This is a genomic window from Nonomuraea sp. GTA35 (assembly GCF_041950525.1).
GTDB lineage: Bacteria > Actinomycetota > Actinomycetes > Streptosporangiales > Streptosporangiaceae > Nonomuraea.
In genome coordinates this window covers 1,402,671-1,425,755 of the sequence record NZ_JBGNUV010000001.1, presented here as the reverse complement: position 1 = coordinate 1,425,755, position 23,085 = coordinate 1,402,671, and the positions used below count along the sequence as shown (strand labels likewise).

Genomic DNA, 23,085 nt, shown 5'->3' with positions numbered 1-23,085 from the left:
GTAACTGGGATTATGATGGCCAGAATAGTGCCCGAATGACCGAATTTCGATGAACACTCACGCGTCGTCTCGGGACCGGCCGTCGGCTCCCGTTTCCCGGCAACGCCGGGCCCAGTAGGCGAGGTCGGCCCGGGCGGTCAGCGTTTCGGGATGTTCGGCGCCCGAGACGCGTTCGCGAAGGGGCAGCAACCCGGCGAACTGATCGCGCGCCCCGGCCGGATCCCCCGCCTCCCCCGACCAGCGGGCGAGGTCGGCCCGGGCGGTCAGCGTTTCGGGGTGTTCGGCGCCCGAGACGCGTTCGCGAAGGGGCAGCAACGCGGCAAACTGATCGCGCGCCCCGGCCGGATCCCCCGCCTCCCCCGACCAGCGGGCGAGGTCGGCCCGGGCGGCCAGCGTTTCGGGATGTTCGGCGCCCGAGACGCGTTCGCGAAGGGGCAGCAACGCGGCAAACTGATCGCGTGCCCCGGCCGCGTCCCCCGCCTCCCCCGACCAGTAGGCGAGGTTGGCCCGGGCGGTCAGCGTGTCGGGGTGTTCGGAGCCCAGGACGCGTTCGCTGATAGGCCGCAGCGCGGCGCACTGGTCGCGCGCCCCGGCCGCGTCCCCCGCCTCCCCCGACCAGTAGGCGAGGTTGGCCCGGGCGGTCAGCGTGTGGGGGTGTTCGGCGCCCGAGACGCGTTCGCGAAGGGGCAGCAACGCGGCGAACTGATCGCGCGCCCCGGCCGGATCCCCCGCCTCCCCCGACCAGCGGGCGAGGTCGGCCCGAGCGGCCAGCGTGTCGGGGTGCTCGGCGCCCGAGACGCGTTCGCGAAGGGGCAGCAACGCGGCGAACTGATCGCGCGCCCCGGCCGGATCCCCCGCCTCCCCCGACCAGTAGGCGAGGTCGGCCCGAGCGGCCAGCGTGTCGGGGTGCTCGGCGCCCGAGACGCGTTCGCGAAGGGGCAGCAACGCGGCGAACTCGTCGCGCGCCCCGGCCACATCCCCCACCCTCCCGGTGTAGTAGGCCAGGTCGGCCCGGGCGGTCAGCGTTTCGGGGTGTTCGGGTCCGTGGTGGTTGAGCTGAGCCTGGTAGCGCTGGTGTTGCAAGGTTTTGGCGGTGGCGTAGTCCCCGCTGGCGTCCAGGTAGTCGATCACCTGGGACGTCGCCGGCGATCGCGGGGGCAGGGCCGCGCGGGCGTGGGCCAGCAGTAGCCGGTAGACCGGCCAGTTGTCGATCACGTTCGGGTCCGCGGGCAGTTCGGCGGTCAGCAGGTCGGCGGCTCGGGCGTGGACGGTCTGGCGCTCGTGTTCGGGGAGGTCGTTCACGGTGACGGCTTGGACCAGGCGGTGGACGCCGACGGTGTCGCAACCGGGGCCGCGGCCGGTGTTATCAGGGCTGATGGTGATCATGCTGTAGGAGGCCAGCAGCCCCAGCGCCTGGCCGATCTGGAGTTCATCGACGTCGGGCAGGGCGTCGGGCAGGTGGTGCAGGACGGTGATGGGCAGCTGGTCGGGGGCGTAGCAGGCCAGCAGCGCCAGCAGGTGGGGGGCCAGCGGGTTCTGGGCGGCGATCCGGGTGCGGGTGATCGTCCAGACCTGGGCGAGGACGCGTTCGCCGTCGCCGCCGGGCGGCGCGGCCGCGTGAGCCTTGCCGGGGTTGTCGCGCAGCAGTGTGCGGTAGGTGGTGACGTTCATCCCGGGCGTGCGGGCGATGAACGCGGCGGCTTGCGTCAGAGCCAGCGGCAGAAATCCCAGATCCTCAGCCAGCCCGGCCAGGTCGGCCGGCTCGGCCGGTCCGGACTTGTGCGCGGGGGCGCCTCTGCCGGGCGGTCGGGTGGGATGCGCCTGGGTGATCATCCGGGTCAGGAGCTGCCGGGCGGGTTCGGGGTCCAGTACCTCCAGGCTGATGGGGGTGCAGCCCATATCCGTCCAGCCGGTGTCGCGCCGGGTGGTGATCAGCACGTGTCCGCCGGTCAACCGGCCCAGGTAGGGGTGCAGGTCACCGGCGTCTTCGACATTGTCGAAGACGAGCAGCCAGCCGGGGTGGGCGGCCAGCCACGCCAGCGCCCAGTCGGCCGCCTCCTCCGCCGTCGCCGCGGACGCCGCCACCGAGTCGGCGCCCGCGCAGATCGCCCGGGTCAGCCCTGCCAGCGAGGTCTGGATCTGGGCCGGGGTGTCGGCGTCGATCCACCACACCAGCCGGTAGGCGCCGCGGTGGCGGGCGGCGTACTGCAGCGCCAGTTCGCTCTTGCCGATCCCGCCCAGCCCGTACACGGCCGCCTGCGTGATCACCACCGGCTCCACCCCCGCCGATCCCGCCGGCCTTGCCGCCGGCGGCCTGCCCGGTGGCCTGGCCGGCGTTTTGGGTGTGGTGGTCAGTGTCTTGCGCAGCCGGGTGAGCACCTGCCGGCGGCCCAGGAACACCGCCGCCGGCGGGCGGGGCAACCCGGGCAGCCCGGCCGGGACGGTGAGGGTGGCCGCGTCCGGCAACGCCCGCCGGTCGGTCGCTGCCGGTACCGCCGGGAGGTGCGCGGGAGCGGATGCGGCGGGTGAGGGAACGCGAGGGGAACCGGCCGAATCGGAAACCTGCGACTGGCCGCGCCGCTCGCCCTGCTCTGCGGGATCGACAGCGGGGGCATCGGCGGGGTCAACGGCCGGTGGGGAGGGCCGGGGGCCGGTGCGGGACTGCCACAGCGACACCGCCGCCACGATCAGCGAAGCCAATCCGATGGTGGCGCCGGCGGGATCGACGTCACCCTTCCAGCTGACCCACATGACCACCACGGCGGCGATCACCCCGGCCACACCGGCACCGGCCAGGATCCTGAACGCCACCCGCACGCGACTCCCGCCCGGCATCATCGGCCGCCCGCCACAGCCACCACGACAGCCACCGCGACGCCGATCGGCCGCGGCCGCGATCCGCCTGCCTGTCCCGCAACCACGCTTCCTATCGTGGCGGCACTTTATGCGCACGGGCAGCACATGCACACAAATCCGTAATCAAGATCCATAATCAAGCACTGAAAGGCGATTATGGAGGCCCGATTCTCCGGTTGATCGCCCCGAGCGACAGGCGCTCGGCGCGCTCCGTCGGCCACAGTGCCGGGCCGCCGTTCCGGTCGAAGGCGGGCAGCATCGTCTCGGCCCATTCGGTCAGGACCTCCACCACCCACGGCCAGACCGTCAAGACGCTGCGCGGCTTGGGCGGCGAGCCCTTCATCGCCTTGCCGTGCCGCACGTAGCAGACGCCGTACTCGCCGAACTCGGCAGCGTGCGGGTTGCGGCCGAAGTCGGCCACGTCCAGCATCCGCACCTCGTTGCGGCGCAGCCCATAGGCGTAGGCGACCTTGAACAAGGTCGCGCCCCGGAACGCGGCCAGCCAGCCCTTACGGCCGGCGGCCCGGATCCGGGCGACCTCCTCATCGGCGTGGTCGAACAACCCCTGCAGCTCCTCGCGGGTGAACGCCCGCCGGGCCGGGTCGCCCTCGGCGTCTTGCACGTGCACCGCGGCGTTCCACTCGTGCACCACCTGGACCGGATGCGCCCCGAACCGCTGCTCGCACTCGGCCGGCCAGGCGTTGGCCGGGCCGGTGAGGTAGTGGCAGAGCAGCTTCACCGCCAGCTGGTAGCCGCGCAGGGTCGAGCGGCGCAGGTTGCGGACCGCGCGCAGATCGGTCATCCACTCATCGACCATGCCCGGCGTCCACATCCATGGGAAGGCGTCGGCGTGCGTGGTGAACGCGCGGACCATGCGCAGCCGCGAGTCCACCGTGGAGAAGGCCAGACGGCGCGCGAGCTGCTGGTTACGCCAGCCGTCCAGCATCGCCTCGAACGCCTGCTCCTCCGGGAGCAGCAGCGCCACCCCGGGCAGCAGGTGCAGTCTCGCGGAGCCCCGGCCCCCACACGTCCGTACCCATGGCGCCTCCCGCACACATGCGAATGCCAGTGAAGCACGCTGGTAGAGACGATGCGAGGGGTTCGGCGGAAAACCGTCCTGCTTGCGCCGGTTGGCGCAGGTCCTGCTCACCGGCGTATGCGCTCTGTGCTGTATTCGCATCGGATGCAATACGCGACGGTTGCAGTCCCGGAAGAAAGATATGCAGAAAGAGGGACGCGAGAGCGGTGCGGGCCCGGCCATCCTGCCGGCACGAACATCGCCATATCGCTCATCATCGGCGCGGTCACCACCCTCGCTCCGGCCACGGCCATCCCCCTGTCATGGCAGGACTGCGGGGATGGTCTGCAGTGCGCGCAGATCGAGGTGCCGGCCGACTGGGCCCGACGATCAGAGCCGCGGGTGACGATCGGGCTTGCCAAGCTGCCCGCCCAGGACCAGGCCCGTAAGAAGGGGGTGCTCCTGGTCAACACCGGCGGGCCGGGCGAGCAGATCGCGCTGCTGCGGCGCGTCAAACAGTCCTTCGCCGACCTGACCAGATGGTTCGATGTGGTGATCTTCGATCCGCGAGGGTTCGGCCGGTCCACCGCCATCACGTGTCCCCTGCCCGCCCCCTTCGCCACCGAGTGGGTGTTCCCCGGCAAGGCGGCCTACGACGCGTACGCCGCGAAGAACCGTGCGTTCGGACAAGCGTGCGTCGAAGAGGCCGGCGTGCTGTCAGGCAACCTCAACTCCTGGCAGATCCCATGGCATGGAGGCGATCAGAAAGGCGCTCTGCCAGGCCAGGCTGACCTATCTGGGCAACTCGCACGGCACCGCGCTCGGGCAGGCCTACGCCGAGTTGTTCCCCCGCAGGATCGGCCGGATGTACCTCGACAGCGTGTGGGACCACACCACGCCCGACCTGCGCGAGTGGCTCCACCGGCGCGCCCACGCGCTGGAGGCCAACGCCGAACGCTTCGCCGCCTGGTGCAGGGGCACCACCACCTGCGCGTTGCGCGGCGAGGATCCCCTGGCCGTCTGGGACGAGGTGATGGTCAAGGCCCGCCGCGAGCCCATCCCCGCCCCCGAGGCCGGACCCGAGGTGCGCATCAGTGACACGCAGATCGCCTCCCGCGCCAACTTCACCTACGAGGCCACCTGGGAGCGCCTGGCCGCCGGGATCGCGCGGGCCCAGACCGGTGACGCCTCGTTCTTCGCCAAGGTGGAAGGGATGCCCGACCCCGACCTGTCACGCGTCATCCTCTGCGCGGATCTGCCCTACCCCTGCTATGACAAGCTCCAGAAGCTGGAGACGGCGCTGCGCCGCGACACACCGCACATCGGGTGGCGGTCGGTCTGGCCGATGGCCAACCACTGCGCGGGCCTGCCACCCACCGGAACCTACCCGCCGCACCCCAGCTTGTTCCGGTCGCAACGCCGTTCCGGCACGTCACCGTGCGCAGATCGAGCCGATCACCGAGCACATGCGTCGCATCCGCATCACCGGCCCGCGACTGCGCGAGCTTGACCGGCTGCCCGGAACGCACATCCGTCTGCGAATCGGCGCCCCTCGCCGGCCAGCCACTGGTCGCCGTGCCGCCATGATCGCTCGTTCTGTCAATTCAGGAGGTGGCGCCAGCGGTCGGCGGACGCGATGATGTCCAGGCTGACGCGTTCCAGGAAGGCCGCTGTCTTGGCCAGCCGTTGCCCGACGGGGCCGTCGAGCCCGCAGGTCTCGGCCACCGCCATCGTGGCCCGTACCGTCTCAAGGGTCTGCTGCCTGCTGGTCACGACGGCGTGGTACCAGGCGTCGTCGTCGATCACGTAGATGTCGCGCCGGCGCTGCGGATCGCGCTCGCGACGGGCGTACCCCTGCTGGAGCAGGAAGTTCACAGCCACGGAGACGGAGGCCGGGCTGACGTTGAGCCTGCGGGCCAGCTCGGCCGCGGTGCGCCTGCCGTCCTCGGACAGCACCAGGTCGTGGTGCACGCGCGCGGCCGTCCTCGGCATCCCCGCCTTGACCGCCATCTCGATGATCTCCTGTTCCATGGCGGCGATCAGCGGTGTGGCCGCGTTCGGGGGTGCCGGGGTGCCGCGCCGTGCCCGCTGGGTGGTCGCCTGCTGTGCCTGCTGGGGCCGGTAGCCGGTGGGGCCGCCGTTGCGGGTGATCTCCCGGGTGATCGTCGAGGTCGGCCGGTCGAGTCGCCTGGCGATCTCGCGGTAGGAGAGTCCGGCGGTGAGTCCGGCCGCGATGCGCTGACGGTCCTGCTGGCTCAATCGTCGTCGTGGCATGCCGTCAGTGTTGCGTTAGCCGCCATCAATTGCAACAGGGTGTTGCTTTCGGGTGCAGCATCATTGCGCCAATTAATGCGCTTTTACCTGGAGAAACATCCTCCGATAGATTGACGGGATCTCGAATGCAACATAGCTTTCGGGGTGCACCAAATGCGTACTATCGCGAGATGAGGATCAACCATGAGTGCATCCCCCCACAGGGCCAAGAACAACAGAGGCCGGGTGCCGAGGACGTTCCGGCCGGTGGCGGTCACGGCGCTGGCGGCCGCACTGCTGACCGGGGCGGCCGGGCCCGCCTTGGCCGCCGCGGACGGCAAGGCCGTGCCGAAGGCCACCGGTGGACAGAACCGCCCCGAACTCCAGCAGGCCATCCAGGCGATCGTCGATGCCGGTTTCCTCGGCGTGCAAGCGCGCGTGAACGATGAGCGGGACGAGTGGGTCGGCAGCGCCGGACAGCGCAAGCTCGGTGCGAACGCGAAGCCGCCGGCGAACGGGCACTTCCGGATCGGCAGCAGCACCAAGCCCTTCGTCGCGACCCTGGTTCTGCAACTGGTGGCCGACGGCAAGCTCAAGCTGGACGGCCCGGTGGCCGACTACCTGCCCGAGTTCAAGCTGGACCGGCGGATCACGGCGCGGATGCTGCTGCAGCACACCAGCGGGCTGTACAACTACACCGGCGAGTTCCGCCCTGACGGGTCGGTCGAGGCGGGGATCCCCGCGACGGGCAAGGAGTGGGCGGACGCCCGGTTCAAGACCTACCAGCCGGAGGAGCTGGTGCGGTTTGGGTTGTCCAGGCCGGCACGGTTCGAGCCGGGCGAGAAGTGGAGCTACTCCAACACCGGCTACACGCTGGCCCAGCTGCTGATCGAGAAGGTCACCGGCCACTCGATCGCCGAGGAGATGAAGCGGCGGATCCTGGCCCCGCTCAAGCTGCGAGGCACGGTGCTGCCGGGCGCCTCGCCGGAGCTCCCCCAGCCGCACCCCCATGGCTACTTCCGCTACCAAGACGATGCCGGCCGGTGGAAGGTGATCGACGTCACCCGCCAGAACCCCTCCATGACGGCCGCCGCCGGCGACATGATCTCGACCACCCAGGATCTGGCCACATTCTTCTCCGCGCTCAACGGTGGCAAGCTCCTGCCGGCCAAGCTGCTGGCCGAGATGCGCAGGACGCACCCGACGAGCGCCGGCCCCTTCGGCGGCTACGGCCTCGGAACATACGTGCAGGACCTGGGCCCGAACTGCGGCACCGTCCTCCACCACAACGGCAGCACCGCGGGAGGCTACGTGTCGGTGCTGTACAGCACGCCCGACGGCAAGAAAACCCTGACCGCCTCGATCACCTACGGCGACGCCGCACCCGACCTGGCAGAGGCATTCCCGAAGGCGCGGGACAACCTGCTCAAGCAGGTGTTCTGCGACGGGCCGGCCCGGCCGGCCAACGAGGCCAAGCCGGCTCGGTAGACGGGGGCCGGGCACCGGACCCGTACACCTGAAGGCAGACGCCTTGCGGTCGTGCACCAGGACAGCGTGAAAAGGGCCACGCCGAGCTCGTCGAGCGCGGCGTGGCCGGCCCAAGCGGCGCGGACGCCGAGGACCGTCATGACCCGGGCGGGGGGCATCAGGGATCCACTCCCCGAATCGCTCTTCATGCCCGGCCACGTTCGCGCTCGCGACGTCGCACGAGCTACACCCCTGGTAGCGGTCGTTGGCGTGGCCGAGGCACACGTACGCTACGACAACTCCTCAAGATTTCCTGGAAGGACCGCGTGCTTGCGGGCAATCAAGTGTGTGATCACTGCTCCCGGCATCTTCGAGGCCGTCTTCGAGGCCCATTACGAGGAGATCCGGCGCTACATCGGACGCAGGCTCGACCCCGACGTGGCCGAGGACCTCGCCGCCGAGACGTTCCTCATCGCCTTCAGGCAACGTGAACGCTTCGACTCGGGCTTGGGCGAGATCAGGCCATGGTTGTACGGCATCGCGACCAACCTCATCGGCCGCCACCGGCGCGCCGAGGTGCGCCGGTATCGCGCCCTGGCCCGGACAGGGCCGCCACCTGACGACGAAGGACACGACCAGCGGATCGTGGACAGGCTCAGCGCGAGCGTGACGGTCGACCGGTTGGCCGGAGCGCTGGCGCGGCTGTCACAGGGAGAGCGCGACGTGGTGCTCCTCATCGCGTACGGCGGGCTGGGCTACGACGAGGTGGCGGCGGCGCTCAGCATCGCCTCGGGGACGGTCGCGTCAAGGTTGAGCAGGGCCAGGACCAAGCTGCGTGAGGTGTTGGGATGAACGAGTTCCAGGTCATCGACTCGGTCATGCCCGATGTGCCGCCTCCCTCGGCCGAGCAACTGCTGGCGGCGCGGGAGCGGATACTCGCAGCTGCACCGGTGTCCCATGTGTCGATGGCGGGGGCGGGCAGAAGGTCGTGGACGGGGATGGCGCTCGTCGCGGCGGCTGTCGTGCTCGTGGTCGGCGTGGTGGTGGCCCTCGTACCCCGATCCGCCGTGAAGCCGGTCGCGGTCACGCCCATGCAGAAACTGGAAGCCGCGGCCGCCAGGCTGGCGGCCACACCGGAGGCGAACGGCCGCTACTGGCGACGAGCCACCGAGCACGTCGTGCGGACGAAGAGCGATCATGGCTACAAGGTCGAGGAACGCGCCATGGAGGTCCTCGCCTTCGGGCCCGACCGTGAGGTCTACGGCTGGCACGAGCCGGTGTCGTCGAAGCCGTACACGGCCGAGGACCTGAAAGCATGGCGACGGGACGGTTCCCCCAAGCTGTGCCCCGCGCGGGGGTGCGACAAGAACATGCCCGCATACTCCTCAACGGATCTGGAGGCGGGGCTGGAGCTCGCCGATGGGCTGAAGCCGACGCTGACGGAGCTGCGGAGCCTCCCCAAGGAGCCGGCGGCCCTCAAGGCCCGGCTGCTGGAAAGCTACCGCCCTCAGGTGGACGCCGAGCGCGAGCGCTGGCTCAAGGAGGCCGCCTCGCGGCTCATCACCTCACCGGCGGAGCCCGGCACCAGGGCTGCCGCCTACCTGCTCCTCGCGAAGGAGCCGGGCATCACGGTGGTTGACGACGTGCCGCGGACGTTCGGGCTCGACGGGCTGGCTCTCCAAGACAAGACGGGGCAGGGCGTGAGGCAGATCGTGATCGACCGTAAGACCGGCCACGTGCTCGGGAGGCAATGGCCGGCTCCTGACGGTGTCCACCATCGCGCCGAGATCGTGAGGAAGGTGGGCTGGAGCGATGTGCGCCCGGTGCCACCTGCCGGATGTGTCCGGTGCACGACCCGGTTGTAGAAAGCACCGGATCGCGGCGCGGCGAGCACGACATCCTCGCCATGCTGCTCGGTCCGACCGGCGCAATCCCGCATGCCTATTCTGGTCCCGCTCCACCACCTGACCCAGCCACGGAGAACGCGGCTCTCGTGCGGGGAATTCGGAAGAGGAGGGCCAAGCTGGCCAGGTGGAGAAGAAAAAGGGTGAGGCCGGCGGTCGATACCGCCGGCCCGTGCCACCAGGGTGTGATGATCCCCGTGCCCACGTAATTGTGGAAGTAGCTTGTGTCGCTGTGATGCAGGGCCGAGTCCAGCAGACCGCCCGCGTAGGGAATTCCGATAGGACCGGCGAGCAAACCGGCCGCCAGCCGTTCCCGGGCGTGGTGCCGCCAAAGGATCAGGCCCGCTACCACGACAGGGGCCGCGGTGATCCCGAAAAACTCGACGTGAACCTCCATGTCCTGGAGGAAGAGATGGGGGAGAAAATCGGGTTCGCCGCGTTCGATGGCCAGACCGACCACGGCGCCGGGATAGTTCGCCAGGGCGTAGATCAGTAACAACGCGGGGGTGAGCAGCATCAGCAAGGCCGCCTGGCGGAGCGGGCTCATCCACAGGGGCGCGGGGCCCGCCCCGGCGGGCCACTCCCGGTGAACGGTCCACCATTCCACTCCGTGCCTACCGGTCAGCAGAATGAGACCCCATACCTGTGCGACCGCGGCGGCCAGGACCAGGAGCCCGCGGAGCGGGGCGTACCAACCGGGCAGCTTCAGGTTGATGAAGTGACTTTCTTGTCCGCTGTCGGACACGAGCAGGAGCCCCGACGGCTCCATGGCGAATACCTGCCAGAGCATGGCCACATAAACAGCGGTCAGCCCGGTGGCGGTCGCGAGCAGAAAGGTGGGACGCCGCGTGCCACGCCGCACCTGCCACGCCAGCAGCCCGAACACGACGGTGGCCACCGCGGTGAATATGCCAAGGCCGAGCAATCGGTCGTGGAACTCCTTGTCGGATTGGCTCGCCGCGGAACGCCACATCGCCGCCGAAATCTCCCGCGGATTCTCGTCGTGCGGCAAACTGAGCAAGCTCTGCGCCTGGGCGAGCAACGTGATCAGCACCAGCGCGATCCCGGCCGGAGCCGGGGAGAGCAGCAGGGCGGTCGCTTTCCTGATCCTTCCTGGGACGGCCTCCATGTGATCTTCGACGCGCCTGAACTCCGCGACGTTCCCAGATCCCCTGCTCTGGCCGCCCGCTGCCGTCGCCAACGCGCTCATCTCGCTCGCCCGGCGGCAAGCCCACGACCACCCTCAGCCCCCGCCCGAGGACACCTACGCATTCGATGCACGAGATCCAGGTACGGAACCGTCAGCAGACCGCCGGCGGGCGCCCGATCCGCTTGCTTTCCGCTGGCCTTGGGTTCAGCAAGGGGTTGAGGTGGTCTCCGTCGAACCCGGCGTGATTCAGGGCGTGGTGGGGTAGGGAAGCAGGCCGGCGTTGATCTGCTGCCAGCGCGTGCGGAGCTGGTTGAGGATGTCGGGGTGGCGTTTGGCGAGGTTGGCTTGTTCGCGGGGGTCGGCCGGCACGTCGTGCAGCGTTTCGACGTTGTTGGCGCGTAGGTACTTCCAGCGGCCGCTGCGCAGCGCTCCGGCCCGGCTGGTGCGCCAGAACAGGGCGTTGTCCGGGGCTGGGGCTCCGTCGAGGAGGTAGGGCAGGAGAGTGTGCCCGTCCAGTGGGTGGCTGTCGGCGGGTCGTACGCCGGCGGCGTCCAGGATGGTCGCCGTCCAGTCCAGTGTGATGACGGGAACGTCGCTGACCTGGCGGCCGTCGAGGGCGGCGGGCCAGCGCGCGATGGTGGGCACCCGGATTCCCCCCTCGTTGAGCTGGCCCTTGGACCCGCTCAGCGGCCACTGGTAGGACCAGCGTTCGCCGCCGTTGTCGCTGGAGAAGATGACGAGGGTGGTGTCGCGCTGCCCGCTGTCGGTCAGCGCCTTCAGCACTCTGCCGATGCCGGCGTCCATGGCCTCGACCATTCTGCGGTAGGTGCCCAGCGAGCCGCCGTCGGCGTGCTGGAGCGCTCCCGGTTCTCCGGCCTTGATGCGGGCGGTGAGGTCCTTGCTGACGTCCTGGTCGCCGGGCGCCTCCCAGGGCCAGTGCGGGGCGGTGAAGTTGAGGTTGAGCAGCCAGGGCCGCTCGCGATGTGCGGTGACGTACGCCGCCGCGTGCGCGGCCACCGTGTCGGTGTAGTACTCCAGCGATTGCGTCGGCACTTCGCCCTCGTACAGGTCCACCTCGCCTCTGCCGCTGACCTTGGAGTAGTAGTCGATGGCGCCTCCGAGGTTGCCGAAGAAGGTGTCCCAGCCGGACTTGACCGGGCTGAACCAGGGCAGGAAGCCGCAGTGCCACTTGCCGAACATGGCGGTGCTGTAGCCGGCCTGCTTGAGCAGCGAGGCCAGCGTGGGATGCTCGGGAGGGATGCCGTCCTGCTCGGCGGGCTGGTTGATCGGCTCTCTCAAACCGCCGGGCAACCGGCCGGTGTAGAGCGCGAACCGGGTGGGTGAGCACACCGCCGCGGCCGAGTAGCCGTGGGTGAAGCGCACCCCGTCCGCGGCCAGCGCGTCCAGGTGGGGCGTGCGGATGTCCGGCGAGCCGTAGCAGCTCAGATCGGCCCATCCCAGGTCGTCGGCGAAGATGAACAGCACGTTCGGCCGCGCCGGCCGTTCGGTGCCCGCCGCGGCGCGGAAGGGTCGTTCCTGCGCGGACGCGGCGCTCGCGGCGCTCGCGGCGACCGCCGGCGCGGCGAGCGCCGCCGCGCCGGCGGTCAATACGGCTCTTCTGCTGACTCCAGTCACTGGGCCTGCCCTTTCGTCAAGGAATCCGGTAAGGGCAAGAGCGTGGCGGAGTCGCTGTTTCCTCGCTGTTATCCCTGTTTCGGGTCTTTTGTCACTTCTGCGGGCAGAAGACCGCTTCGGCGGCCTTGACCAGGAGCGGATCCAGCGATTCGTCGAGGTTGGAGACGGCCAGGGTGGCCGACAGGGCGAACTGCATCCGGCCGTCGGGCGAGGTGAAGGTGACCGCGTTGAAGCCGGGGGCGCTGCCCTTGAGCGACATGACCGCCGGCTCGCCCCCGCACGGCTTCGCGGGCTGCTGCTGCTGGCCGTCGCCACCTCCGGACGGCTGCCCGGACGGCTGCCCGGACGGCTGCGGCGCGCTTCTCGGCGGTCCCATGAGCACCTTCTTCAGCTCTTCGGGCAGCAGCCGGTTCTGGGCGAAGGCCCGCTGGAAGGCGCTGATGTCGTGCGCGGTGGAGATGACGCCGCCGGCGGCGTAGCCGTAGCTCATGTTCAGCCGGTCCACATCGCGCGGCTTGCCCGTGCTGTCGGGGAAGTAGCCGTGGCCGTGCGGACCCTTGATGCCGCCCGGGAACCTGGTGGGCAGGTAGGAGTCGTCCATACCGACGGGATCGAAGACGCGCCGCTCGAACTCGGCGGCCAGGGAGTGCCCGGTGTACTTCTCGACGATCAGGCCCAGCAGCATGTAGTTGGTGTTGGAGTAGGAGAACCTCTCACCCGGCTCCTGGGCCCTGGGCAGGGTACGGGACTTCTTCACCAGCTCCATCGGCGGGTAGTGGGTGGTGAAGTCGAAGGTGTCGACCAGCTTGTCGTCGAAGAAGTTGGGGATGCCGGAGGTGTGCTGGACGAGCTGCTGCAGGGTGATCTCGCCGGCCCGTTCCACCAGGTCCTTCTCGGCCACCTGCGGGAGCAGGTCGCTGAGCCTGTCGTCGAGCTTCAGCTTGCCCTCCTTGACCAGTTGCAGCACCACGACACCCGTCATCTGCTTGGTCTGGGAGCCGACCCGGAAGCGGGCACCGTTCGGGATCTTGCCGCCCCTGCCGTTCAGCAGGCGGGTGCCGGCCGAGCCCCTGTCGACACGCCTGCCGTCGACGTAGACCTCGCCGATGGCGCCCACCACCTGCGGGGACTTGGCCAGGGTGTCCAGCGCTTTCTGCACGTCGCCCAGCTGAGGCCGGCTCGCGGCTGCCGCGGGCAGGGTGCTCAGCGTCAGCATGGCGCAGGCCAGCCCGGCGAGGCCGGCCGCTGTCGCACGATTCACGAGAGAGTTCCTTCCGTCAGGGAATCGCGGTCCGGCGGTGGCGCCGGCCGCGACGTTCGAGCTCATGCCTAGACCAAGCGGGGTTTCCTGCCTGTTTCCGGCCTTCGGCCGGCGGGGCGACGGAAACCGTGAGGAAACAGGGGCTGCGGTAGAGATGGCTGCCATGACGTTTTTCGCGGCACCCGTACGCCGGCTGACTGCCCTCGTATGCCTGACGCTTCTGGGAACGGCGCAGCCGCCCCCCGCGGCGGCCACCGTGAACCGGCCTGCTCCGATCGTGGAGTGGAAGCCCTGCCCCGCCTACACCGACGAGGTGGTCCGGGCCATGGGCGTGACCGAGGAGCAACTACCGGCCTTCCGCGCCCAGATGAAGCGGCTGCGATGCGGCACGGTCAGTGTCCCGCTGGACCACGATCGCCCCGACGGGCAGAAGATCGACATCGCGGTGACCCGCCTCGCCGCCACCGACCCGAAACGGCGGCTCGGCGCCACCGTCATCCTGCCCGGCGGGCCCGGCAACAGCGGATACCTCGATCCCGTCCTGCGCATCCGGCTCAGGAACGAGGAGATCGCCAAGCTCAACGAGCGCTACGACCTCATCGGCTTCGACCCCCGAGGGGTGGGCGCCAGCACCAAGGTCGCCTGCCCGCCCACGCAAGGCGCCCGGCCGGAGCCCGGACCGCTCACCCAGGAGACGGCCCGCAAGATCTACGACGCCCAGGCAGCCGCCAACGACTCCTGCGGCCGCTCCAACCCCGCCTTCCTCGGCGCGCTCACCACCGAGAACGTCGCCGACGACCTCGACCTGATCAGGGCCGCACTCGGCGAGCGCCGACTCAACCTGCTCGGCGTGTCCTGGGGAACCCACCTCGGCATGCTGTACCGCGGCAACCACCCCCGCAACACCGGCCGCGTCTTCCTGGACAGCACCGCGCCGCCGTGGACCCGCCAGGACGACCACCTCGCCGGCAGCGCCGCCGCCGCCGAACGCAACTTCGCCCGCATGGCGGCCTGGCTGGCGCGCAACGACGAGATCTACGGCCTGGGATCCACCACAAGGCAGGTACGCGACGCGGTACTGCGGTTGGTGCACGACCACGACAAGACGCCGAAGACGTTCACCGACCTGCAACGGCCCATCGACGGCTCGGCCGTCGCCGACCTGGCCCGCCGCAACTCCACCGAATGGGCACGAGCGGGCAGGGCCCTGACCGAACTGCGTGACGCGACCGGCACCACCGCCCCGCCCACCGTCAAGGAACTCCTCGGCCCGCCGAAGGCAGCACCCGTGCCCGGCCTGCCCGAGACGCTGAACCTGACCATGAACCGCGCGGTCAAATGCAACGAGGACGCCGGCCGGCCCGCCTTCACCGCCGCCTGGAACGCCTACCAGGAGCGTGTCAGGCGCCATCCGGTGACCGGCCGGGCCTGGGGGCTGGGAGTGGAATGTCCCGGCTGGCCGCTTCCCGTACAGGAAAGCCCGGTCAAACGCGGCAAGGGCTCGCTGGTGCTGTCCGGGCACCTGCATGAGTACATGTCAGCGTATGAGTGGACGCTGCAGACACAGCGCGCCATCGGCGGCACCGTCTACACCGTCGCCGACGACGTCCACGGCTCCGTCACCCGCCTGCCGGAATGCGCCGCCGACGTGGTCCGGTACTTCACCACCGGCCGCATCGACCGCGGCTGCGACGGCAGCCCCATCCCGAGCTGACAGCCCAGCACACCGACATCGGCCCGCGTCTCGATCGCGTCCGCTTTCCCGAGGCGTCGCCCTCACCCTCGATGCGAGGGCGGCACCGGGAACGCACTTTCAGCTTGTTCTTCATCCTCCGGATTGTTGTGCTGAGTGCCGGGTTGATCGTTTCGCGGACAGCAGGACGGCCGCGATCCAGATCGCCGCCTGCCCGTCGGGACGCGAGTAGAGCGATCATCGATGACGCTCATCTGGCGTTCGCCAGCGTGCGGCTGACCCAGATTCTTGACCTGTGGCCGGCCACCGCCGGCGGGGGCGCCCGGAGGCGCACGGCACTGCGGTGGCCAGCGTGCTGCTCGGCCGGCACGACGGCCCCGTTCGCGGCATCGCGCCGGGCTGCCAGGCGGACAGCTTGCCGACGCGGCCGATAAAAGGGGGCGCGTTCCACCAACGCCGCAACCTCCGCGACTTCCCCCTGTGACCCCGTGGCGAAATGTCAGATGCTGCGGCTGCGGCCGCGCTTGATGCACCTGTAAGAGTCCCCGCGGGGGAGATCGAACCAGAAATCGAGGTCGACGTGGATGCGGTCCCCGCGGTTGACGGCGAACCCGATGCTGCGGCCTCCGGAGCCCTTGCGGGTCTTGATGGACCAGCTCTTGAGGGTCTGGTCACTTCTCCCAGCCCGATGCTTGCGGATCCTGATGTAGACCTTGTTGCCGGTCTGCATTCTCGGGCCATGGCTGTACCAGTTGAGCCGGTTGAAGATATCGTGCGTGGAGGTGCTGTTGTAGTACGCCCGCAGGGTCGCGACGTAGTTGCCCCTGGAGGAGGGATAGGTGCACTGCGCCTCCAGGTAGGCGGCGGCTGCCTGCGCCGGCGCGGGCATGGCCAGCGACCCCAGCGGGACGAATGTAGCGGCGGCGAGCGCCGCGCCGACCTTTTGAATGCGTCTCATGCCGAGACCCCGTCCTGTCTTCCTGTTCCCCGGCAGCAAGCGGTCCCTTTGACTGCTTGTCCCGAGGCCTGTGGCCACCAGGATGGGAGCGGCAGAATTGTTTGGCAGCCCTGACCGGGCAGGCGAACAATCCACTTCTGGGAGAACGGAGAGAATCAGAGACAGCCACTGAAGGGTGAATCGCCTCTATCGTCGCCATCCATGACGTTCGCGAAGGTCGGAACTGAAATGGCAAGCTCAGAGGCCGTTTTCGATCCCACACGGTCAGTATTCAATTGATCTTTGAATCGCGCCATTGGATCACGACCGAGGACAGTTTCTCGGCTCGTGTACCGGCGAGGGATTGCAACCGTTGCTCGCATTGTCGGCTCCTTCGTCCGGCTCGACGATGCCGGTGTCGTGGTCGCGGAGCATGCGCATGGCGGTGGCCGGGGAGGGGTGCCGGCCCTCATGGCCCCGCATCGGGCGCCCCGGTCTTGGCCTCGGCTGCCACCCCTTCGCCCGACAGGAGGCCGTCGATGAGGGCCCTGAGCGTCTTGGCGTCGTCCGGGCCGAGCCGGTCCAGCAGGTGACGCCGGGTGGCCATCTCCAGTGTCGGCAACGTCGTGTCGATCAAGTGCCTGCCTGCCGGGCACAGCGCGACCTCCACCCCGTTCGGAACCTTGTCGCGGGCCACGTAGCCGCGGTCGGCCATCCGGGTCAGCAGGTGCGACAGCCGCGTCCGATCCCAGCCGAGGGCGGCGGCGAGGGCGTTCTGCCGCAGACTCCCGCCGGACTCGTGCAGGCAGACCAGGACGCCCAGTTCCGGCTCAGAGACACCGGACGCCGCCGTGGTTTCGGCGATGACGGCGGCACGGATCAGCTCATGGGCGCGTTTCCACCGCAGCCACAGCTCAGTCGCCTCACCCGGCCCAAGTGTTGACATATCAACAGTCTGCTTTCTAGTGTTCGTCCCGACCACATAGCTCGATGTGCAAGGACTTCTCCGATGCTCGATCCTCGACGGCACTACGCCAGCCTGCGCCTGGTGGCGCTGCTCCCCCTCCTGCTGTTCCTCCCCGCCGTGATCGCCTTCTTCACGGACCCAGACGTAGCATGGGGAGAATACCTGGGCGTCTTCTTCCACCTCTCGATCCTCTTTCTGGTATCGCGCCTGGAGGCGGCGCCCTGGGCCAAAGCCGCAGGCTACGGCTGGGTGGCGCTCGACGTACTCGCCGGCATCCTCATGATCAACGCAGTCGAGTACGACACAGCTTGGGCGGTCCGGCTCGGCGGCCACGTCCTCGCCGGCGTCTGGATCGTGGCGAGTTCCCTGGTCAGCCGTTCCTGGGCAGTCCGCGTGGTCGGCGTCATCACCGGCGTCTGGCTCGCCGGCTACTCCTTCGCCGGCACCCTTCTCGCCGAGGAGTTCCTGCGCCCGGCCGGAATCATGATCCTGGTCTGGTTCGCCCTCCTGGCGATTTTCCACCGCGACGATCCCCGGCACCCGGCGGCACCGGCCAGTCCAGCGCCGGCCTGACGCGCGGTATACCCACGACCGGCGAGCCCTGGCGGCCGGGTTCGCGCGTCACCCGATGGGCAAATCACCCGCACTTCCTACGTGATGGGTGCCTCGCTGGGATCCGCGGCCACCGTGTCCGCTCCCCCGCACTCGAGCCGCGTCGGCAGTTGCCGCCCGTTTCCTGGTGCAGCGCGGGGGCACGGGGCCACCCCCATGAGAGTGAAGGACGAAGTGGCCGTCGTCACAGGGCCGTTCACGACGGCCTGGACCCCGCGGCCGGCCAGGGGCCGGAATCCGGCGGCCGCGGCCGGGTGCGCCGCCGCGGAAACGATCGCCCGGGCCAGGGGGTGCTCACTGTCGCCTTCGATGCCTGCGGCCAGGTCGAGCGCTTCACGTCCGCTCAAGCCGTCGTGGATGGCGACGGAGGTGAGTGCGGGAGTGCCCGTGGTGAGGGTTCCCGTCTTGTCGAACGACACGGTGTCGATGGTCCGTATGCGCTCCAGCGTGAGACGGTCTTCGACGAGGATGCCGGCCTTGGCCCGCGACGGCCGTGGACAGGGCGATGACCAGGCCCAGAGCGTGAGGGCAGGCGATGACCAGCACCGTCACGGTTCGTACGACTGCCTCTTTCGCATCGGGCGGGGTCGCCAGGATGCGTAGGGCGGTGGCCGTGCCCGGGCCGTTGAGCCCGAGCACGCCGCAGACCGTCGCCGGTGGCACCTGAAGGTCCAGGCCGCGCAAGGCCGTCACCAAGCGGCGCGTGGCCGCCGAGATCGGCGCCGGGGCGATGTCGCTGCATCGCTGCGGCGCCCGGCCGCGACGACCTGGTCGTCCTCATGGCCGGCCACCTGATGGGCGGGCTTGACCTGGAGGGATTGCCCTCCAGTACCGGCGCGCGCCCCGGACGGCGCGCGCCTCCGTGTGAGTACGCGCAGCCCCGGTGCCTCAGCCGGCGAGACCCGTCCGGGCGAGCTTGAACAGCAGCTCCCAGCTTTTGGCCTCGGTGTTGGTGTGGAAGGCGACCGCGCGCTCGCCGTCGGGCGTGGCCAGGGCGCCGAACATGTGCCCCCAGTAGCTGCCCGCCACACCGCGCACAGTGATCCCGCCGGTCATCGCCGGGTCGAGCTCGAAGGAGCCGAGCCCGTAGCGGGTGTGCGGCAGCCAGTTGGCGCCCTCGGTGGAGACCGTGGTCCACATCTTGCGGTGCTGCGCGGGCGGCAGGAGGGACCCGCTGGCCACAGCGCTGATGAGCCGGAGCATGTCACTGGTGGTCGAGACGATGTTGCCGGGCTCCCAGGAGGTGTCGAACTCGGTGACGTCCAGGGGCGCTAGTCCGGGCTCCTCGACCATCGACTCCCAGTTGTCCGGGGTGACGTCGGCCGGGTCCACGCCGTCCTTGTAGAACTGGGTGGAGTAGGCGCGCGGGTGCGGGCCGGGGAAGGTGGTCTCCCCTTCGGGCCGCACATAACTGGAGCTCAGGCCGAGCGGCTGGAAGACCGTGCGCTCGACTTCCTGGGCGTAGGTGTTGCCGGTGACCTTCTCGATGAGCGCCACGGACACGGCGAAGCCGCCGTTGGAGTAGATGAAGCGCTCACCGGGCTGGCCGACCGGCGGCTGGGAGACCGCCAGGCGCAGCAGGTCCTGCTGGCTCCAGGCGTCGAAGCGGTGCTGGTCGAACCTGGACCGGCTGGTGTATCTGGCCACCAGCTCCGGCGCCAGGCCCGTGGAGAACAGGCCGCCGGTGTTGCTGAGCAGGTGCCTGATGGTGATCTTGGTGCCGTCGTAGCCGCCGGTGTCCAGCACGCCGGGCAGCCACTTGCTGATCGGGTCCTCGATGTCCAGCCGGCCCTCGGCCTCCAAGGTGAGGATCACGCTGGCGATGAAGGCCTTGTCGCCGCTGCCGATCGGGACCAGCTCCCCCGGCACCCGCTTGGCGCCGGTCGCCAGATCGGCGACGCCGGCGGTGCCGAACCAGGTGGTGCCGTCGGGGTTCTTGACCTCGGCGACGATACCGGGGATGTCCACCTCGGAGACGGCCCACTCGAGCACCTGCTGCGTCTTGTCCTGCATGTCATGCCTTTCACGCATCTGTCGTTTGACGTTCTCCACGATGCGGGCCGGCGGTGACAGCCCTCTTACAGCGCTACGACAGGCGGCTCGGTCGCTGTAAGCGGGTCCTCATAGCCTGGTGGCCATGCGGGTTGAGGTGCTGGGGCCGGTGCGGGCCTTTGGCGATGGCGGGGCGTCGATTGACGTCGGCGGGATCAGGGTGCGTGCGCTGCTGGCCAGGCTGACGCTGGCGGGCGGCGAGGTGGTGCCCGTCGATTCGCTCATCGACGGGCTGTGGGGCGATCGTCCGCCGCGGGAGAGCGTCAGAGCGCTGCACGCGCTGGTGTACCGGTTGCGGCGGGCGCTGGGCGAGAGCGAGGTCGTCGAGCTGGCCTCCGGTGGATACCGACTGCACGTACGCGCCGAGGACGTCGACGCCTACCGCTTCGAGAAGCTGGCCAAGCAGGGTCGCGGCGAACTGGCCGCCGGTGGCGGCCGGAAGGCGGCCGCGCTGCTGGGTGAGGCGCTGGCGCTGTGGCGGGGCGACGCGCTGGCCGACGTACTCGACGCTCCTTTCGCCGGTACGGCTGCCGCCCGCCTGCAGCAGCTGCGCACCGCGGCCACCGAGGACTGGTTCGAGGCGAAGCTGCTACTGGGCGACCACGTGGAGATCCTGGCCGATCTGCAGGCGACGGCCGCGGCACATCCGCTGCGCGAACGGCCGGCCGTACTGACGATGCGGGCGTTGCACGCGGCCGACCGTCAATTCGAGGCGCTGGCCCTGTTCGAGGAGGTGCGCCGCACGCTCGCCGAGGAGCTGGGCGTCGACCCCTCCGAGGAACTGCGCAAGGCGCACCTGGCGGTGTTGCGCGGCCAGAGCGAGCTGCCGGAGCGCTCCCGGGCGGCACCAGGCCGGCTGCCAGCCCCGCTGACCGGCCTCGTCGGCCGGCAGGAGGAGCTGAACCTGCTCGCCGGCCTGCTGGAGAGCTCGCGGCTGGTCACGGTTGTGGGTCCCGGAGGAGTGGGCAAGACCCGCCTGGCCGTGGAAGCGGCGAGCCGGCATCGGGCCCATCGGCGAGGCCGCGTCTGGCTCGTCCCCCTGGCCGGGGTGGACACGCCGGACGGATTGCCCGAGGCGGTGCTGGGCACGATCGCCACGACGGAACCCCTGCCGCCGGGGACGCCGCTTGATCGATCGGTCACCCTGCTGGCCGGTGGCGAGGGCGTGCTCCTCCTGGACAACTGCGAACAGATCTCCGAAGCCGTGGCCGAGTTCGCCTGGCAACTGCTCGAGCGCCTGCCGGCCCTGACCATCCTGGCCACCAGCAGGGAGCCGCTGGAAGTCATGGGCGAAGCGCTGTGCCGGCTGGCTCCGCTCGCCCTGCCCCCGGCACACGCCGATCCCGTTCGGGCCGCGCAGGCAAGCGCGGTACGGCTGTTCCTCGATCGGGCAGTCGCCGTACGGCCCGGCTTCGCGCTGGACGAATCGACGGCGGGCCCGGTGGTGAACATCGTGCGCCGGCTGGACGGCCTGCCCCTCGCCCTGGAACTGGCCGCGGCGCGGCTGCGCACGATGAACGCCGACGAGCTCTCCCGGCGGCTGGATGATCGCTTCCGGCTGCTCGACACCGGCAACAGGACGGCCGAACCGCGGCAGCAGACGCTCCGAGCGGTCATCGGCTGGAGCTGGGACCTCCTCACCGATCAGGAGCGGACACTCGCCCGCCGGATGTCGATCTTTCCGGCGCGAACGGGGCTCGGCCCGATCGCGGCGGTGTGTTCGGATGACTCCGTGGAGGATGTCGCCTATCTGTTGGATTGCCTGGTCGACAAGTCCATCGTGGAGCGGGCCGGTGACGGCTATCGGATGCTGGAGACCATCCGGGCCTACGCGGCCGGCCAGCTCCGCTCCGCCGAGGAGCACCAAGCCGTACGGCACAAGCTCACGCGCCGCTACGCCGGCCTGGCCGAGCGACACGAGCCGCTGCTGCGCTCGCGACAGCAGATGGAGTCGCTGCGGGTGTTCGACCTCGAGTATGACAACCTCCTGTACGCCCTCCAGACGGCCATCGACGACGGCGACGCCGAGGCGGCGGCCCGGATCCTCGGTTCGCTGTACTGGTACTGGGACACGCTGCGTTATGACGGCCGGGCCGATGGCTACGTGACCAGGGTGCTGGAGTACGGCGACGCGCTGCCCCCGGCGGCCAGGGCCGCGTTCACCACGATCCACCTGCTGGCCGGTGAGGGAGACGCCGAGCAGTTGCGGGCGGCGGTCGAGGAATGTGCGCGGACGGGCGCGCTGCTGCGCTTTCCGATGCTGCTGACCATGACGCTGACGGCGGCCTTCATGGCCGGCCTGGACGACCTGGTCGACCGGGAGATCACCCGGGTCCGGGACGGTTCGGACGGTTGGGCGATCGCGCACACCCACCTGGTCGAGGCGCTGCGCAGCCGTACCCGCGGAGACTGGGTGGGCGGCGCGAGCGCGGCGGCGAGGGCCTTGCGCACGTTCGAGGAGGTGGGCGACCGGTGGTGGACCGCGATGATGCTGAACGGCACGGCGCAGATCCACGCCGTCGAGGGCCGACACCACGCAGCGGTCGCCGACTACGAGCGCAGCATCTCGATCAGCACCGGCCTGGCCTGGCAGGAGGAGATCTCATCCCGGCTCGGGCTCGCCACGGAGCGCATGCGCGCCGGCGATCTGAAGGGCGCTGTGCATGACCTCGAAACCGCGCAACAGGCGGCCTGGGAGCGCGGTCAGCCCATGCTGGAGATCCAGGTCCATGCCTGCTCGGCGGAGCTGTACCGCCGCTGCGGCAAGATCGACCGAGCCGATCGAGAACTCGACCGGCTGGAGAGGGTCGCCCGCGAGTTGTCCCTTCCCGCGGAGACGAGCCAGAGCCTGCTGCTGCCGGCCAGGACGGCGAACCTCCTCACTGCCGGTGACGCCACACGCGCGCGCGAGACGCTGCCCGGCGCCGTCCAGGCGGCACACGTGAACATGGACCTTCCGCTGGCCGCCCAGCTCCTGGCCCGGTTGCTGCTGCTCGAGGGCGATCCGGCGGGTGCGGCCACCGCGCTCGGCATGAGCGAGGTCATCCGCGGCACCTTCGACCGCGGCGATCTGGAACTGAGCGCGCTCGTGGCCACCCTCGTGGACCTGCTCGGCCGCACCGGCTATGCCAGGGCCTATCAGCGGGGCGCCGGCATGCCCTGGCATGAAGCGGTCGACAACCTGATCAACAGCCGGATGGAGTCACCGAGCTGATCGGGACGACCAGAGCGGCCCGCCCCTGTCGGTATGGGCCCCGAAAGCCCGACCGGATGGCGGTCT

General features: G+C 69.9%; 16 protein-coding genes and 1 pseudogene. 7 read left to right on the top strand and 10 right to left on the bottom strand.

Translation table 11 applies throughout. The features are described 5' to 3' along the window. Nucleotides 1-57: 57 nt before the first annotated feature. Both ACBJ32_RS06425 and ACBJ32_RS06420 read right to left on the bottom strand, forming a co-directional pair. Nucleotides 58-2,811 carry a tetratricopeptide repeat protein gene (locus tag ACBJ32_RS06425; protein WP_375125883.1) on the bottom strand — a complete coding sequence of 918 codons (2,754 nt, stop codon included), beginning with the start codon at nt 2,809-2,811 and terminating at the stop codon, nt 58-60. A gap of 199 nt (nt 2,812-3,010) precedes the next feature. Next, nucleotides 3,011-3,841, bottom strand: a complete 831-nt coding sequence (locus ACBJ32_RS06420) for a tyrosine-type recombinase/integrase (RefSeq protein ID WP_375125882.1) — start codon at nt 3,839-3,841, stop codon at nt 3,011-3,013. Between the two features lie 784 nt (nt 3,842-4,625). Between ACBJ32_RS06420 and ACBJ32_RS06415 the strand changes: the two genes are divergently transcribed. After that, nucleotides 4,626-5,384 (top strand): alpha/beta fold hydrolase, encoded by a 759-nt coding sequence (locus ACBJ32_RS06415; protein WP_375125881.1) that lies wholly within the window; start codon nt 4,626-4,628, stop codon nt 5,382-5,384. An 89-nt stretch (nt 5,385-5,473) separates the two neighbouring features. On the opposite strand, the gene ACBJ32_RS06410 is transcribed toward ACBJ32_RS06415, so the two are convergent. Continuing rightward, entirely contained in the window at nt 5,474-6,148 is a 675-nt protein-coding gene (locus tag ACBJ32_RS06410) for a helix-turn-helix domain-containing protein (RefSeq protein WP_375125880.1), read from the bottom strand. A gap of 183 nt (nt 6,149-6,331) precedes the next feature. Here ACBJ32_RS06410 and ACBJ32_RS06405 point away from each other — a divergent pair, with 183 nt between their 5' ends. The 3 genes from ACBJ32_RS06405 to ACBJ32_RS06395 all read left to right on the top strand — a co-directional run bounded on the left by ACBJ32_RS06405 (nt 6,332) and on the right by ACBJ32_RS06395 (nt 9,459). Continuing rightward, nucleotides 6,332-7,615, top strand: a complete 1,284-nt coding sequence (locus ACBJ32_RS06405) for a serine hydrolase domain-containing protein (RefSeq protein WP_375125879.1) — start codon at nt 6,332-6,334, stop codon at nt 7,613-7,615. Between the two features lie 327 nt (nt 7,616-7,942). Continuing rightward, nucleotides 7,943-8,446, top strand: coding sequence for an RNA polymerase sigma factor (locus ACBJ32_RS06400; RefSeq protein WP_375125878.1), 504 nt, complete (start codon nt 7,943-7,945; stop codon nt 8,444-8,446). Next, complete coding sequence (locus tag ACBJ32_RS06395; protein WP_375125877.1) at nt 8,443-9,459, top strand: hypothetical protein; 1,017 nt, start codon at nt 8,443-8,445, stop codon at nt 9,457-9,459. Before ACBJ32_RS06400 ends, ACBJ32_RS06395 begins: the two co-directional genes overlap by 4 nt. Before the next feature lie 76 nt (nt 9,460-9,535). Here ACBJ32_RS06395 and ACBJ32_RS06390 read toward each other — a convergent pair whose 3' ends face one another. The 3 genes from ACBJ32_RS06390 to ACBJ32_RS06380 form a co-directional block, all read right to left on the bottom strand. Then, nucleotides 9,536-10,708 carry a hypothetical protein gene (locus ACBJ32_RS06390; RefSeq protein ID WP_375125876.1) on the bottom strand — a complete coding sequence of 391 codons (1,173 nt, stop codon included), beginning with the start codon at nt 10,706-10,708 and terminating at the stop codon, nt 9,536-9,538. Between the two features lie 186 nt (nt 10,709-10,894). Continuing rightward, nucleotides 10,895-12,256 carry a sulfatase gene (locus ACBJ32_RS06385; protein ID WP_375125875.1) on the bottom strand — a complete coding sequence of 454 codons (1,362 nt, stop codon included), beginning with the start codon at nt 12,254-12,256 and terminating at the stop codon, nt 10,895-10,897. Between the two features lie 118 nt (nt 12,257-12,374). Then, entirely contained in the window at nt 12,375-13,544 is a 1,170-nt protein-coding gene (locus ACBJ32_RS06380) for a serine hydrolase domain-containing protein (RefSeq protein WP_375125874.1), read from the bottom strand. Nucleotides 13,545-13,821: 277 nt separating this feature from the next. Between ACBJ32_RS06380 and ACBJ32_RS06375 the strand changes: the two genes are divergently transcribed. Continuing rightward, nucleotides 13,822-15,258, top strand: coding sequence for an alpha/beta fold hydrolase (locus tag ACBJ32_RS06375; protein ID WP_375125873.1), 1,437 nt, complete (start codon nt 13,822-13,824; stop codon nt 15,256-15,258). A gap of 478 nt (nt 15,259-15,736) precedes the next feature. Here ACBJ32_RS06375 and ACBJ32_RS06370 read toward each other — a convergent pair whose 3' ends face one another. Both ACBJ32_RS06370 and ACBJ32_RS06365 read right to left on the bottom strand, forming a co-directional pair. After that, entirely contained in the window at nt 15,737-16,195 is a 459-nt protein-coding gene (locus tag ACBJ32_RS06370; RefSeq protein WP_375125872.1) for a hypothetical protein, read from the bottom strand. A gap of 448 nt (nt 16,196-16,643) precedes the next feature. Next, a complete protein-coding gene (locus ACBJ32_RS06365; protein WP_375125871.1) occupies nt 16,644-17,120 on the bottom strand; it encodes a MarR family winged helix-turn-helix transcriptional regulator in 477 nt (158 codons plus the stop codon). 63 nt (nt 17,121-17,183) lie between these two features. On the opposite strand from ACBJ32_RS06365, the gene ACBJ32_RS06360 reads away from it, so the two are divergent. Next, nucleotides 17,184-17,714, top strand: a complete 531-nt coding sequence (locus tag ACBJ32_RS06360; protein ID WP_375125870.1) for a hypothetical protein — start codon at nt 17,184-17,186, stop codon at nt 17,712-17,714. A 230-nt stretch (nt 17,715-17,944) separates the two neighbouring features. On the opposite strand, the pseudogene ACBJ32_RS06355 reads toward ACBJ32_RS06360, so the two are convergent. Both ACBJ32_RS06355 and ACBJ32_RS06350 read right to left on the bottom strand, forming a co-directional pair. Beyond that, nucleotides 17,945-18,332, bottom strand: a pseudogene (locus tag ACBJ32_RS06355) (HAD family hydrolase); the annotation flags it as partial. A 309-nt stretch (nt 18,333-18,641) separates the two neighbouring features. Continuing rightward, on the bottom strand, nt 18,642-19,784 hold the full coding sequence (locus ACBJ32_RS06350) for a serine hydrolase domain-containing protein (protein ID WP_375125869.1): 1,143 nt from the start codon (nt 19,782-19,784) through the stop codon (nt 18,642-18,644). A gap of 106 nt (nt 19,785-19,890) precedes the next feature. Here ACBJ32_RS06350 and ACBJ32_RS06345 point away from each other — a divergent pair, with 106 nt between their 5' ends. Next, nucleotides 19,891-23,019 carry a BTAD domain-containing putative transcriptional regulator gene (locus tag ACBJ32_RS06345; RefSeq protein ID WP_375125868.1) on the top strand — a complete coding sequence of 1,043 codons (3,129 nt, stop codon included), beginning with the start codon at nt 19,891-19,893 and terminating at the stop codon, nt 23,017-23,019. Nucleotides 23,020-23,085 lie beyond the last annotated feature (66 nt).

Bases quoted from the DNA above. Each gene is read 5' to 3' on its own strand.
- ACBJ32_RS06370 (WP_375125872.1), bottom strand. From the start codon at position 16,195: ATGAGACGCATTCAAAAGGTCGGCGCGGCGCTCGCCGCCGCTACATTC.
- ACBJ32_RS06410 (WP_375125880.1), bottom strand. From the start codon at position 6,148: ATGCCACGACGACGATTGAGCCAGCAGGACCGTCAGCGCATCGCGGCC.
- ACBJ32_RS06390 (WP_375125876.1), bottom strand. From the start codon at position 10,708: ATGAGCGCGTTGGCGACGGCAGCGGGCGGCCAGAGCAGGGGATCTGGG.
- ACBJ32_RS06350 (WP_375125869.1), bottom strand. From the start codon at position 19,784: ATGCGTGAAAGGCATGACATGCAGGACAAGACGCAGCAGGTGCTCGAG.
- ACBJ32_RS06395 (WP_375125877.1), top strand. From the start codon at position 8,443: ATGAACGAGTTCCAGGTCATCGACTCGGTCATGCCCGATGTGCCGCCT.
- ACBJ32_RS06365 (WP_375125871.1), bottom strand. From the start codon at position 17,120: ATGTCAACACTTGGGCCGGGTGAGGCGACTGAGCTGTGGCTGCGGTGG.
- ACBJ32_RS06345 (WP_375125868.1), top strand. From the start codon at position 19,891: ATGCGGGTTGAGGTGCTGGGGCCGGTGCGGGCCTTTGGCGATGGCGGG.
- ACBJ32_RS06360 (WP_375125870.1), top strand. From the start codon at position 17,184: ATGCTCGATCCTCGACGGCACTACGCCAGCCTGCGCCTGGTGGCGCTG.
- ACBJ32_RS06415 (WP_375125881.1), top strand. From the start codon at position 4,626: ATGGAGGCGATCAGAAAGGCGCTCTGCCAGGCCAGGCTGACCTATCTG.
- ACBJ32_RS06405 (WP_375125879.1), top strand. From the start codon at position 6,332: ATGAGTGCATCCCCCCACAGGGCCAAGAACAACAGAGGCCGGGTGCCG.